Below are 11,559 nucleotides of genomic sequence, written 5' to 3' on the forward strand. Positions count from 1 at the left end.
TCAGCGAGATCACCGGCGCCAAGTACGAGCAGAGCGACAAGATCGACGTCTCCCTGCGGGTCATCACCGACCATATCCGCTCCGCCACCTTCATGATCTGTGACGGTGTTCTGCCCAGTAACGAGGGCCGGGGCTATGTGCTGCGCCGCCTGCTGCGCCGGGCCGCCCGGCACGGCAAGCTGCTGGGAGTGAACCATCCCTTCTTATATGAGGTGTGCGACACCGTGGTCCATGAGAACGAGGGCCACTATCCCGAGCTGCGGGAGCGGCAAGCCTATATCACCAAGGTCATCCGCACGGAGGAGGAGAACTTCGCCAAGACCCTGGACGCCGGCATGAAGATCTATGACGATATGCTCTCCGCCCACAAGGCCCAGGGGGAGACCGTGTTCTCCGGCGCTGACGCCTTCAAGCTGTACGACACCTACGGCTTCCCCATCGACCTGACCGTGGAGATGGCGGAGGAGGCCGGCATGACCGTGGACCAGGAGGGCTTCAAGGCTCTGATGGAAGAGCAGAAGGTCCGCGCCCGCAAGGCCCGGGAGGCCCTGGGCGACCTGGGCTGGGCAGGCATCGAGTTCGGCAAGGACATGCCCGCCACGGAGTTCGTAGGCTATGATCGCTCCAGCGAGCAGGGCAGAGTCCTGGCCCTGGTGGCCGACGGGGAACTGCGGGACGAGCTGGCTCAGGGCGTGGAGGGCATCCTGGTGCTGGACCAGACGCCGTTCTATGCCGAGATGGGCGGCCAGGTGGGAGACCACGGCACCATTCAGGGACCCAATGGCACCTTCCAGGTGACGGATGTTCAGAAGAACAAGGGCGGCAAGTTCATGCACTCCGGCAAGGTGGTCTCCGGCACCCTCAGCGTGGGGGAGACCGTCACCGCATCCATCGACGTGGAGCGCCGGAAGGCCATCATGCGAGCTCACAGCGCCACGCACCTGCTGGACGCTGCCCTGAAGAAGGTCCTGGGCGACCATGTGCATCAGGCGGGCTCCCTGGTGGAGCCGGACCGGCTGCGCTTTGACTTTACGCACTTTGAGGCTATCACCCCGGAGCAGCTGGCTCAGATCGACAAGCTGGTGAACGACGCCATCCTGGAGGGCTACCCCGTGGCGACGGAGGTGCTGCCCATCGAGGAGGCCAAAAAGAAGGGCGCCGTGGCCATGTTCGGTGAGAAGTACGGCGATATCGTCCGCGTGGTGGAGATGGGCGACTTCTCCATGGAGTTCTGCGGCGGCACCCATCTGGACAACACCGCCAAGGCCGGTCCCTTCCGCATCAAGTCCGAGGGCTCCGTCGCCTCGGGCGTCCGCCGGATCGAGGCCACGGTGGGCCGACTGAGCCTGGACACCATGAACAAGAATCAGGAGCTGCTGTTCCACGCCGCTCAAGTGCTGAAGACAACACCCGGTGAGCTGGCCGCCAAGGCGGAGCAGCAGGCAGCGGAGATGAAGGAGCTGCGCCATGAGCTGGAGAAGTTCAAGTCCGAGGCGTCCCTGGGCGAGGCCCGGCAATTCCTGACCGCCGCCAAGAACGTGGGCGGCCTGAAGGTCCTGACCGCTATCCGTAACGGCATGGATGCGAACGCCCTGCGGCAGATGGGCGATTTCCTGCGGGACAAGGCCCCGGATGTTGTGGCAGTGCTGGCTTCTGCCAATGGGGAGAAGATCACCTTCTTGGCAGTCTGCGGTCCCGAGGCGGTGAAGCGCGGCATCAAGGCCGGCGACTTGGTGAAGAGTGTCTGCGCCATCTGCGGCGGCAAGGGCGGCGGCAAGCCTGATAGCGCCATGGGCGGCGGCAGTGACCTGCTGAAGCTGGATGATGCACTGGCCACCGTGGATGATTTTGTGGCGGAAAAGCTGAAGTAAGCTGTAGATGACACCTTCCCCGGGGCCTCGCCGGGCAAAGGCCTGGCGGGAGCAGAGTGGAGTGGGAGAACTTTATGTCAACTCGAGAGGACGTCAAGACGTTTTTCGGCCTGCCTCTGGACTTCTCCATGCTGGAGCTGGAACCGGAGACAGGCGCCGACCCGGTACGGTATTTCTGTACCCCGGAAAATGCCGAGATCATTGGCTGGGGCAGTTGCGGGACGCACTTCGTCCTCCTGCCGGGGGATGAGGCGGTGTACTGCGTGGAGCCGGAGCTGGCAGAAGAGGGCACCTTTGTGCTGCCGGTGGGGGCGGACTTCCGGGAGTTTGTGTCCCATCTGCTCTACTGCAAATGTACCAGTCCTCTGGCGCAAATCTTCATGCTGGACGCGACCCGGTTCCGGAAGCTTCTGGAGGACAACGATGCCAACACCTGGCCGGGCTGCGAGGAGGACTTCAAGAGCCGGGACGCGTCCCTGGACCTGTTGGCGGAGACATTCCACATCCGGTCCCGGGACCCATTCCAGCGGGTGAAGGAGCTCCAGACGGGCTTTGACCCGTCGGTCCTGAATTTCTCCGACGCGTATTATGACACACTGGGGTTGGAGAAGCCCAAGCGGGGGATGCAGAGGAAGGAAAAGCCCCTGTTTGAATTTCCACCTATCACATTTGATCTTTACCAGGAGGACGATCCATGAAAAAAGTCAAGATCACCGTCTTGAAAACCACCCTGGATGAAGAGCTGGCGGCGGAATACGGCGCTGAAGGGCTGGGCCCCTGCCCCATGCTGCGGGAAGGCCAGGTGTTCTACGCCGACTACGCCAAGCCGGATGGCCTCTGTGACGAGGCCTGGAAGGCTATCTATCAGTATGTGTTCGCCCTGGCCCACGGGGCGGGAGAGGGTCTGTTCTATTACGGCGACTGGATCCGCAGGCCCGGCGTGGCCATCTGCTCCTGCAACGATGGGCTCCGCCCCGTGATCTTCAAGCTGGAGACCACAGAGGAGGAAGCATCCGTCAACTACACACCCGTGCGGTAAAATTATTTACTTTCAGAATATCGCAAGTAATTTCCCTTTACAGAGAAAGGGGGCTGCCATGCTGCTGCCCAAGGACCCCTACATTCTTCTGAGCTTCCTCAACGCCCGCCTCCGGGACCAGTATGCGGACCTGGAGGATCTGTGCGCGTCCCTGGATGCGGACGAGCAGTCCCTGCGGGAGACGCTGGCGGGGGTTGACTATCGCTACGATCCCGTTTATCATCAGTTTATACCGATCACATCAAAGGAGGTTTGAAAATGTCCGATTGCCTATTCTGCAAGATCGTTGCCGGGGAGATCCCCAGCAGCAAGGTCTACGAGGACGACGTGTGCTACGCCTTCAATGACATTGATCCCCAGGCACCCACCCACTTCCTGGTGGTACCCAAGGCCCACATCGGCTCTGTGTCTGAGATCACCGCAGACAACAGCACAGTGGTGGCTCATATCTTCGAGGTCATTGCCAAGCTGACAAAGGAAAAGGGGCTGGACAGCTACCGGGTGGTCTCCAACATCGGCGAGCAGGCGGGGCAGAGCGTGTTTCATCTGCACTTCCATGTACTGAGCGGCAGAGATATGACGTGGCCTCCGGGCTGATGCGGCCTTCGAGAGGGGCAACTGTACCGCTGAGGCAAAATGATTTCAATTTCCTGATTTGCCGTCCGTTGGAGCATAAGAGAGCGCCGCGAGCTTTGCTCGCGGCGCTCTCTTACTGAATTAGAAGGGGGGGTTACAGCTCACCGCCGGAGAGGGCCGGGGTCAGGTCCTCAAAGTTGGAGAAGCTGGGATAAGAGATGCGCACATCATCGCCGGTGGCGTTGACATCCATCATCTGGAGCTTGGCAGTAATCTGCGCATTTTCGGTCTCCGTGACAGGCAGGCCCAGCACCAGATCCAGGTCGAAGTCCGCGGTGCAGGACTCCAGCTCTCCGTCGGAACCGACGGTGTAGACGTATGTGCAGCTCTGCAGATCTGCGGTGAGGTCCACCGGGCTCTCCATGGCGGCAAGCTCTTCCTGCAAGGCCGTCAGCAGATCCTCCAGAAGGCTGTTCAGGCTGTCATCCATCTTCATGGTGTATACGGTGCGGGAGCCCGTGCGGGAGACGTCGATGGAGTCGATCATGGGCAGCATCATGCTGTTCATCTGGCCGCTGATCTGCAGCATCTCCTGGTAAAACTCCGCGAACCCGTCCATGTTGCCAACCGGATATTTGTACCGGTCTGTGGTTCCGTCCATCTCCTCCTGGATATAGACCCAGCCGTCCTGCATCCACTCCTGAACAGAGACTTGATCCTGCATGGTCACATCGGGGCCGGCGCCTGCCGTGTTGGATTCCATGTTCATGTTCATGGAAATGGCCAGCTGGAGCGGGTCTTTCAGAATCATCTGGATGCGGCCGTTTCCGGAGACGGCCACGGACATGGTTTCGTGGATGGTCTCGGTCCCATCGGAGCCGTCAACGGCAATGTCCATCCCCATATTCATGGTATAGTCCGCGTCGATGCCGGTGGAGGAGGCCTGGCTGGCGGCGGTCAGGGCCCGGTAGGCCTCGATTTTCTCGGTAATGGGCCGGGCGGCCTCGGCGTCAATGGCGCCGCTCTCCACCAGGCTGGCCAGCAGATAGGTGCTGCCGTCCTTGAGATCAGCGCCCAGGGCCTGGTAGGTGACGGCAGCCAGATCGTCCCGCAGGAAGGGGGCGGCGTCCAGCATGGAGAGGTTGAACAGGCCGTGGAGCATGGCGAAGTCCAGCGTGTCTGCGTACAGGAAGTCCACGCCGTCCTCATAGCCTAGTGCCCGCAGCAGGAAGGCGCAATACATTTTTGCGCTGCACGGACTGGATGCGCCGAAAGTGGTGGCGGAGGTGCCGTTGGTGATGCCTTGGCTGTACAGCCAGGCGACGGAGGGGGCCGCGGTTTCGCTCACGTCGGTGAAGGGCATGGAGATCTCTCCCGCCTCATAGGCGGCTTTGGCCTCGTCCTCGGCGCCGTAGAGCCGCACCAGCATGATGGCGGCCTCGGAACGGGTAGGGGCGCGGTCCAGCTCAAAGCCGCCGGCGGTGCCCCGGAACACGCCGATGGCGGACAATTCCTCCGCAACGGAGTCGTAGGAAGAGGCGGAGGCGGTCCCGGCCATTGCCGCAGTCAGCAGCAAGGTCGCGGCCAGTATGGTCAGAATGCGTTTCATGATCAACGCTCCTCTCTTTTTTGGTGGAAGAATTTCCACTGATTACTGCTATCTTACGCCGGGCGGAGAGAGCCGTCAAGAGCAGGGAACATGATTTATGGAAAAAGGGCTGGTATTTCCCGCCGGTTCCCGGTATAATGTACCCAAATGGTTTCTCTTTCCCCATTTTTCCAAACAGCTGTGATCGGCTGGGGCGAGGCGGGAAAGCAGAATCATTGGGAGAAAGCGCGTCCGGCCAAAGGGCTGACACGGGGCAACGGCGCAGGTGCCGTGAATCCCGGCGGCCTATGCATGGATCCGGCGGAGAGAGCAAAATTGCGGCTCTTTTGCAGCCTGCCCGCTGTTCTGGGCAGCCGCTGGACGAGCTGTTTGGCAGGATGGAAAAGAGGAGAGACCATGCGCAAGCTGGCCGCGTTCACCGTGTCCTTCGCTCTGGGGATCTGTCTGGCCCAGTATCTGCTGCCGGAGAGGCTTCTTCTGCCCGTGGCGGCAGTTTTCTTTGCCGCGGCCTGCCTCGCCCTGCTGCTGCCGGGACTTTGGCGGAAGCGGGTGTTGCTGGTGGGCACGGGGCTGGCCCTGGCCCTGGGGTGGAACTGGCTGTACAGCTATGCTGTACGGGCGCCTCTTGCGGCCCTGTCCGGCAGCGAGGGCACCGCTTCCATGACTCTTTTGGAGTACGCCGTCCCCACGGACTACGGCGCCAAGGTGACAGTGAAGCTGGAGGGGGTTCCCCTGGGCAAGGTGGTCTGCTACGGCGGGGCGGACCTGCTGGATCTGGAGCCGGGACAGACAGTGGCGGCACAGGTGAAATTTCAGGATTCCGCCCGGCTTCGGGAGGATACCATTACCAACTTCACCGCTCAGGGAGTGTTCCTGCTGGCCTACCAGCGGGGAGACGAAGCCGTCTACGGTGAGGGATCCGCCGGCTCGCCACGGTGGTGGCCCGCCCATGCGGCCCGGGCCATGCAGAACCGGGTGACGGCGCTGTTTGACGGAGATGAGGCCGCGTTCCTCAGCGCCATCCTCACCGGGGACACGTCCGGATTGTCGGAAGAAGCCCGGTCCGACCTGTCGGAGGCGGGACTCAGCCACATCCTGGCCGTGTCCGGGTTGCACTGCGGCTTTCTGATGACGCTGATTCTGCTGCTCACAGGACGGCACCGGCACCGTCTGGCGGCGGCGCTGGCGCTGCCCGTCCTGATGTTCTATACGCTGTTGACCGGGGCCAGTCCCTCGGTGGTCCGGGCCTGCATCATGGTGGTGTTCGTGCTGGCGGCACCCCTGTTTCAGCGGGACAGCGACCCGCCCACCACGCTGTCCGCCGCCCTGTTTTTGATCCTGCTGGCGAACCCCTTTGCGGCGGCCTCCATCAGCCTGCAGCTGTCCTTCGGAGCCATGGCGGGGCTTCTCTGGCTGACGCCGAAGCTCCAGGACCTGCTGTTGGGGGAGAGACCGAGTGGGAAGGTCTGCCGACTGCTGGTTTCCAGCCTGTCGGCCACCGTGGGGGCCATGGCATTCACGGTGCCCTTGTGCGCTGTCTACTTCGGGTCGCTGGTACTGATCTCTCCGGTAAGCAACCTGCTGTGCCTGACAGCCTCCAGCCTTGTGTTCACGCTGGGGCTTGGGGCAGTCCTGGCGAGCTTCCTCTGGGTACCCCTGGGGACGGTGATCGGTTTCGTGCCGGCTTTGCTGACCCGGTATATCCTCTGGATATCCGGGGTTCTGGCGTCTGTCCCCCACCACGCCCTGTACTTCACCAACCCGTATCTGAAATACTGGCTGGTATTTCTGTATGTCCTCTTCGCCGCGGCCTTTTTCCTGCGGCCCAAGGCCCGGCGGAAGTATGCCGTGGCCGGTGTGCTGGCGGCGGTATCCCTGGCGGTGACGGTGCGGCTGGGCGCGCCCCACTACACCCGGGGCGGCCTGGACGCCTATGTGCTGGACGTGGGGCAGGGGGAGAGCGTGCTGCTGACCTCCGGCGGGAAATTTGCCCTGGTGGACTGCGGCAGCCGCAACAGCTGGTACGACGCCGGCGGCATCGCGGCGGATCACCTGGCCACCATGGGCTGTGGGACGCTGGACTATCTGATTCTGACCCACTATGACTACGATCACATCTCCGGCGTGGCGGAGCTGCTGGCAAGAGCGCGGGTGGACACTCTGCTCCTGCCGGACGTGTCCGACGATGCAGGGGCGCGGTTCCGGGTGGAGCTGGCCGCCCGGAACCACGGCGTGGACATTCAATACGTGGAGGCGGAGACGGTTTACACCCTGGGGGAGAGCAGCCTCACCATCTACCCGCCGGGGGACGTGGAGGGCGACAACGAACAGGGGCTGGCCGTCCTGTGCACCTATGGCGACTACGACCTGCTGATTACCGGGGACCGGAACATGGCGGCGGAGCGGCAGCTGATCGCCGACCATGATCTGCCCGACATCGAGGCCCTGGTAGTAGGCCACCACGGCTCCAAATCCTCCACCTCGAAGGAGTTGCTGGAGGCCCTGACGCCGGAGACGGGCATCATCAGCGTGGGGGACAACAGCTACGGCCACCCCACGGAGGACGCCCTCCGCCGCCTGGTGCTGGCAGACGTGGAGATCTACCGGACGGACAAGCAGGGTACCGTCCATCTATCTGTGAATTGAGGAGACACCATGGCATACGCGAAAAAGACATCCAAGGCCAACGAGGCCTTTCAGAAACTGAAAAACGACCTGGCCGCGGGAACGGCGGGGAACGCCTACATCTTCTACGGGGAGGAGACGTATCTCCGGGAGTACTATCTCAAAGAGCTGCGGAAGAAGCTGGTCCCCGCCGGGTTTGAGGAGTTCAACTACCACACCCTGGAGGGGAAGGACCTGACGGTCCAGACCCTGGCAGAGACGGCGGAGGCCATGCCCATGATGGCGGAGCGGACGCTGATCGTGGTGTCGGACTTCGACCTGTTCAAGCTGAACGAGGAGCAGCGGGAAAAGCTGATCGCCTTTTTGGAGGATGTGCCGCCCTACTGCTGCGTGGTGTTCCTCTACGACACGGTGGAATACAAGCCCAACCGCACCATGAAGAAGCTGTACAAGGCCGTCACCGACCACGTGGAAGCGGTGGAGTTCCGTCCGGCGGACAACAGCGACCTGGTGGTGTGGATCGCCCGGCGGTTCAAGGCCCTGGGGAAGGAGATCGACCGTCAGACGGCGGAGTACCTGATCTTCACCTGCGGCGGTCTGATGACGGGGCTGGTGCCGGAGATCGCAAAGATCGGCGCCTATGCCAAAGGCAGGGCCATCACCCAGAAGGACATCGACGCTGTGGCGGATCCGGTGCTGTCGGCGGAGGTGTTCCGCCTGTCCGACGCGGTGCTCCAGGGGAATTACGACGGGGCGGCCCGCATCCTGGGGGATCTGCTGAAAATGCAGACAGAGCCCATCATGATCCTGGCGGCTTTGGGCAGCCAGCTCCGGCGCATCTATACCGCCCGGATGGCCATTGACAGCGGCAAGGACAAATACTGGCTCATGGAGCTGTGGGAGATGAAGAGCGACTATCCGGCCAAACTCCTGCTCTCCGCCGCCAAAAAGACCACGGCCGCCTGGTGCGCCGACGCGGTGCAGATGTGCCAGGTGCTGGACCGGCGGATGAAGAGCGAGAAGGGCGTGGACGCCGTGGGCGAGCTGAAGCTGCTGCTGGTGCGTCTGGGGGCGCAGCGGCGATGAAGAAAGCGATCCGAGAGGTCATTGTGGTAGAGGGCCGCTACGACAAAAACGCCCTCAGTCAGGTGGTGGACGCTACCATCATCACACTGGGCGGCTTCGCCGTGTTCAACGACCGGGAGAAGCTGGCCTTTCTCCGCCGCCTGGCGGAGCAGAGGGGGCTCATCGTGCTGACGGACAGCGATGGGGCAGGGTTCGTCATCCGGAACTATCTGAAGGGTGCCCTCCCACAGGATCGGGTGAAGCAGGCATATATCCCGGACATCCCAGGCAAGGAGCGCCGCAAGCGGACCCCCGGCAAAGAGGGCAAGCTGGGCGTGGAGGGTATGAGGCCCGCCGTGCTGCTGGAGGCCCTGCGCCGGGCGGGCGCCACCTTCGCCGACGAGGGGGCGACGGAGTGTCCGGGAGACCCTATCACCAAGGCGGATCTGTTCGCCCTGGGCCTCACCGGCGGAACCGACAGCGCCGCGAAGCGCCGGGCGCTGCTGAAGCAGCTGGACCTGCCGGAGCACCTGACGCCCAACGGCATGTTAGAGGCGTTGAACCTGTTATACAGCCGGGAGGAGTTCCTTTCCCGAATGGTGAAAACTCAGTAAAAAGCGGGAGGAAGCCGGGCCATCGACAGGGTTCGACAGCATTCCCCCAAACGGCAGTGCTACAATTTTTTTGTTCGTGTGTGACAACAGACAGAAGGAGGAAATCGAGGTGCGGGCCTTCCTGGTAGGAAGAAGGCCGTGCCGCGGCGTACCGGTGGACTACTTTCTGCTGGTGGAGGAGTGGGACGCCCTCTGGGAGTGCTACGGCATCCGCGTGGAGAGCGGCGGGGAGCGGACGGAGATCCCGGGGATCACCGCCTCGCAGTCTGGGATCCTGTCGCTGCTGTCCAAGCTGATGCGGGGGAGCGTGACGCCCGTCGCGGCGCGGGATGTGGTGGAGGACTGGTTGCTGGAATAGCGTGCAGTCCGGCCGTAAAAAGGAGTCCGGAGAGGATGCAGGGTGTGCATTCTCTCCGGACTCTTTTTACAAATTTCAGGGCGCTTTTGCCAACGCCGCCAGAACGGCGGACAGGAGCGGGCACAGGACCAGTCCCGCCGCCAGCAGCCGTCCCCGGCGGGAAGCGAACGTCACGCCCTTCCGTCCCGCCCGTTCCGCCAGCAGCCCCATGGGGAGGGACAGCAGATAGATGCATCCCCAGAAGGCCCAGCCGTAGTGCCCGTGTCCCATGGCCGCTCCCGCCGGGTGGGGCCCCAGAACCAGCCCCATCAAAAATCCAATGAGAAAATAGGCGCAGGTGGTGCAGGAGAGCCGGTACCGCCCCAGCAGCGCCGTCAGGGCGGAGAGGGCCATGGCCCACCAGAAGAGACCGCTGCTGAGGAGCCAGCCGTAGAGATAGCTCTCCCCGCCGCTGGGCCGCTCCCACAGCAGCCAGCCCAGCAGGGAGCTGTCCTCCAGGGGGCACCAGAGGATGCGGCCCAGCAGGTAAAAGACAAGATACCCCGCAGTTACCGCCAGAGCCGCCAGGACCCGGGGACGCCGGCGGCTCCGGGACCACAGGGGTGGAGGTGCCTCTGCCGCCGGAGCGTCCGCCTCCTCTGATGGGAGCAGCAGGTCCACCGTGGTGCCGAAGAGCTCCGCCAGGCGGAAGAGGTTCTCCGTGCTGGGGGCGCTCTGGCCGGACTCCCATTTGGTAACCGCCTGGCGGCTGACATCCATCCGGCGGGCCAGAGCCTCCTGGGACAAGCCTGCCCGTCGGCGGTGTTCCCTGATCCGCTGACCCAGCGTGGTCATGGACACACCTCCTTTCAGACTTTATGCTACCAGAATTCAACTCCTTTGACCACCAACTATCCGGCAACAATCGGTTGCGGCGGCGGAAAAGGGCAGCTTTACCGCTTCAGCAGCCGCCGTAGAGAAGCGGCGTCCAGCAGGTTCACCGTCTGTAAGGCACCGCCGTAAAACACGGCGTAGTTGTTGAACACGCAGGGAAGAGCCTTGGCCTTCTCCAATGTGTCCACAGGCACCAGAGAATACGGAGCCCCGGCCTCTCCACACACCTGCCGGATGATCTCCAGGCTGTTGGCCACATAGGGGCACTGGTCACTGTAATAGACCGTCAGCGCCTTTTCACCGATGGTCCCCGCCCTGGCTTGGTCCGTAAAGCGGGGGAGGGTACCGTCGAAGGATCGGGCCAGCAGGGTGTAGCCATAGCCCGTTTCATCCACCGTCTCAAAGCCGTACTTCCGGGCGAAGGACTGGTCGGAGAGCCAGGCCTTCTGTTTTTCCGCCCCCAGCATGCAGATGCCGGATTTTCCCCGGTCCCGGGCGTCCGCCAGGCAGTGCTCCATCAGCGCCCGGCCGTACCCCTTGTCCTTGTATGCACCGGCCACCCAGAGGCAGTAGAGGTACAGATAGTTGTCCCCCTCTACAGGGACCCAGGCGGTCTCCAAAGGGGCGTACTCGATAAAGACCTTTTCCTTGACATCCAGTTTCCGGAAGACGTGCCCCTCCGGCAGGCGGTCCACCAGCCACCGGCGTTTAGCCTCCACGCCGGGGTGGGGCTTTTTGCTGCGGATGATGCAGCACAGGTGCTGATCGGCGATGTTTTCCGCCGTCAGATCGATGAATCCCGGTTCCATACAGACGCTCTCTTTCCGCCGGAGACGCCGGCCTTTTTTTCGTATCGTACCAGATCCGGCGGAAGAACGCAACTGTCCTGCCGGTTCGCCAAAGGCGCTGCCAGCGGCAGGTTTATCTTA

General features: G+C 62.8%; 12 protein-coding genes. 9 read left to right on the forward strand and 3 right to left on the reverse strand.

Annotated elements, in window-relative coordinates; translation table 11 throughout:
* From alaS to QVE23_RS07895, 5 genes are all read left to right on the forward strand, one after another.
* Nucleotides 1-1,871 (forward strand): alanine--tRNA ligase (gene alaS, locus QVE23_RS07875; RefSeq protein WP_287967885.1); only part of this gene is annotated, 1,871 nt, incomplete at its 5' end.
* A 74-nt stretch (nucleotides 1,872-1,945) separates the two neighbouring features.
* Nucleotides 1,946-2,569: a hypothetical protein gene (locus tag QVE23_RS07880; protein ID WP_287967887.1), complete on the forward strand. Its 624-nt coding sequence runs from the start codon at nucleotides 1,946-1,948 to the stop codon at nucleotides 2,567-2,569.
* Nucleotides 2,566-2,910 carry a TIGR04076 family protein gene (locus QVE23_RS07885; protein WP_119311037.1) on the forward strand — a complete coding sequence of 115 codons (345 nt, stop codon included), beginning with the start codon at nucleotides 2,566-2,568 and terminating at the stop codon, nucleotides 2,908-2,910. Before QVE23_RS07880 ends, QVE23_RS07885 begins: the two co-directional genes overlap by 4 nt.
* Nucleotides 2,911-2,968: 58 nt before the next feature.
* Nucleotides 2,969-3,166 carry a DUF4250 domain-containing protein gene (locus QVE23_RS07890; protein WP_025544731.1) on the forward strand — a complete coding sequence of 66 codons (198 nt, stop codon included), beginning with the start codon at nucleotides 2,969-2,971 and terminating at the stop codon, nucleotides 3,164-3,166.
* A 2-nt stretch (nucleotides 3,167-3,168) separates the two neighbouring features.
* Complete coding sequence (locus tag QVE23_RS07895; protein ID WP_021749307.1) at nucleotides 3,169-3,507, forward strand: histidine triad nucleotide-binding protein; 339 nt, start codon at nucleotides 3,169-3,171, stop codon at nucleotides 3,505-3,507.
* A gap of 133 nt (nucleotides 3,508-3,640) precedes the next feature.
* Here the strand turns inward: QVE23_RS07895 and QVE23_RS07900 are convergent, their stop codons facing one another.
* The gene (locus QVE23_RS07900; RefSeq protein WP_287967889.1) at nucleotides 3,641-5,095 is read right to left on the reverse strand and encodes an S-layer homology domain-containing protein; all 1,455 of its coding nucleotides are present in this window, start codon (nucleotides 5,093-5,095) and stop codon (nucleotides 3,641-3,643) included.
* A 396-nt stretch (nucleotides 5,096-5,491) separates the two neighbouring features.
* On the opposite strand from QVE23_RS07900, the gene QVE23_RS07905 reads away from it, so the two are divergent.
* From QVE23_RS07905 to QVE23_RS07920, 4 genes are all read left to right on the forward strand, one after another.
* Nucleotides 5,492-7,741, forward strand: a complete 2,250-nt coding sequence (locus tag QVE23_RS07905) for a DNA internalization-related competence protein ComEC/Rec2 (protein WP_119311035.1) — start codon at nucleotides 5,492-5,494, stop codon at nucleotides 7,739-7,741.
* A gap of 9 nt (nucleotides 7,742-7,750) precedes the next feature.
* Nucleotides 7,751-8,806, forward strand: coding sequence for a DNA polymerase III subunit delta (gene holA, locus QVE23_RS07910; protein WP_021749854.1), 1,056 nt, complete (start codon nucleotides 7,751-7,753; stop codon nucleotides 8,804-8,806).
* Nucleotides 8,803-9,399, forward strand: coding sequence for a ribonuclease M5 (locus QVE23_RS07915; RefSeq protein WP_136890650.1), 597 nt, complete (start codon nucleotides 8,803-8,805; stop codon nucleotides 9,397-9,399). Before holA ends, QVE23_RS07915 begins: the two co-directional genes overlap by 4 nt.
* A gap of 109 nt (nucleotides 9,400-9,508) precedes the next feature.
* Nucleotides 9,509-9,757: a DUF6514 family protein gene (locus QVE23_RS07920; protein ID WP_051319917.1), complete on the forward strand. Its 249-nt coding sequence runs from the start codon at nucleotides 9,509-9,511 to the stop codon at nucleotides 9,755-9,757.
* A gap of 75 nt (nucleotides 9,758-9,832) precedes the next feature.
* Here the strand turns inward: QVE23_RS07920 and QVE23_RS07925 are convergent, their stop codons facing one another.
* Nucleotides 9,833-10,591 carry a helix-turn-helix transcriptional regulator gene (locus QVE23_RS07925; RefSeq protein ID WP_287967890.1) on the reverse strand — a complete coding sequence of 253 codons (759 nt, stop codon included), beginning with the start codon at nucleotides 10,589-10,591 and terminating at the stop codon, nucleotides 9,833-9,835.
* A gap of 98 nt (nucleotides 10,592-10,689) precedes the next feature.
* Nucleotides 10,690-11,439, reverse strand: a complete 750-nt coding sequence (locus QVE23_RS07930) for a GNAT family N-acetyltransferase (protein ID WP_287967892.1) — start codon at nucleotides 11,437-11,439, stop codon at nucleotides 10,690-10,692.
* Between the last annotated feature and the right edge of the window lie 120 nt (nucleotides 11,440-11,559).

Origin of the sequence: Oscillibacter sp. KLE 1728 (genome assembly GCF_934833455.1) — a bacterium.
In the GTDB taxonomy this organism is placed as follows: domain Bacteria; phylum Bacillota; class Clostridia; order Oscillospirales; family Oscillospiraceae; genus Oscillibacter; species Oscillibacter welbionis.

Bases quoted from the DNA above. Each gene is read 5' to 3' on its own strand.
- QVE23_RS07925 (WP_287967890.1), bottom strand. From the start codon at position 10,591: ATGACCACGCTGGGTCAGCGGATCAGGGAACACCGCCGACGGGCAGGC.
- QVE23_RS07930 (WP_287967892.1), bottom strand. From the start codon at position 11,439: ATGGAACCGGGATTCATCGATCTGACGGCGGAAAACATCGCCGATCAG.
- holA (WP_021749854.1), top strand. From the start codon at position 7,751: ATGGCATACGCGAAAAAGACATCCAAGGCCAACGAGGCCTTTCAGAAA.
- QVE23_RS07880 (WP_287967887.1), top strand. From the start codon at position 1,946: ATGTCAACTCGAGAGGACGTCAAGACGTTTTTCGGCCTGCCTCTGGAC.
- QVE23_RS07905 (WP_119311035.1), top strand. From the start codon at position 5,492: ATGCGCAAGCTGGCCGCGTTCACCGTGTCCTTCGCTCTGGGGATCTGT.
- QVE23_RS07915 (WP_136890650.1), top strand. From the start codon at position 8,803: ATGAAGAAAGCGATCCGAGAGGTCATTGTGGTAGAGGGCCGCTACGAC.
- QVE23_RS07895 (WP_021749307.1), top strand. From the start codon at position 3,169: ATGTCCGATTGCCTATTCTGCAAGATCGTTGCCGGGGAGATCCCCAGC.
- QVE23_RS07890 (WP_025544731.1), top strand. From the start codon at position 2,969: ATGCTGCTGCCCAAGGACCCCTACATTCTTCTGAGCTTCCTCAACGCC.
- QVE23_RS07900 (WP_287967889.1), bottom strand. From the start codon at position 5,095: ATGAAACGCATTCTGACCATACTGGCCGCGACCTTGCTGCTGACTGCG.
- QVE23_RS07885 (WP_119311037.1), top strand. From the start codon at position 2,566: ATGAAAAAAGTCAAGATCACCGTCTTGAAAACCACCCTGGATGAAGAG.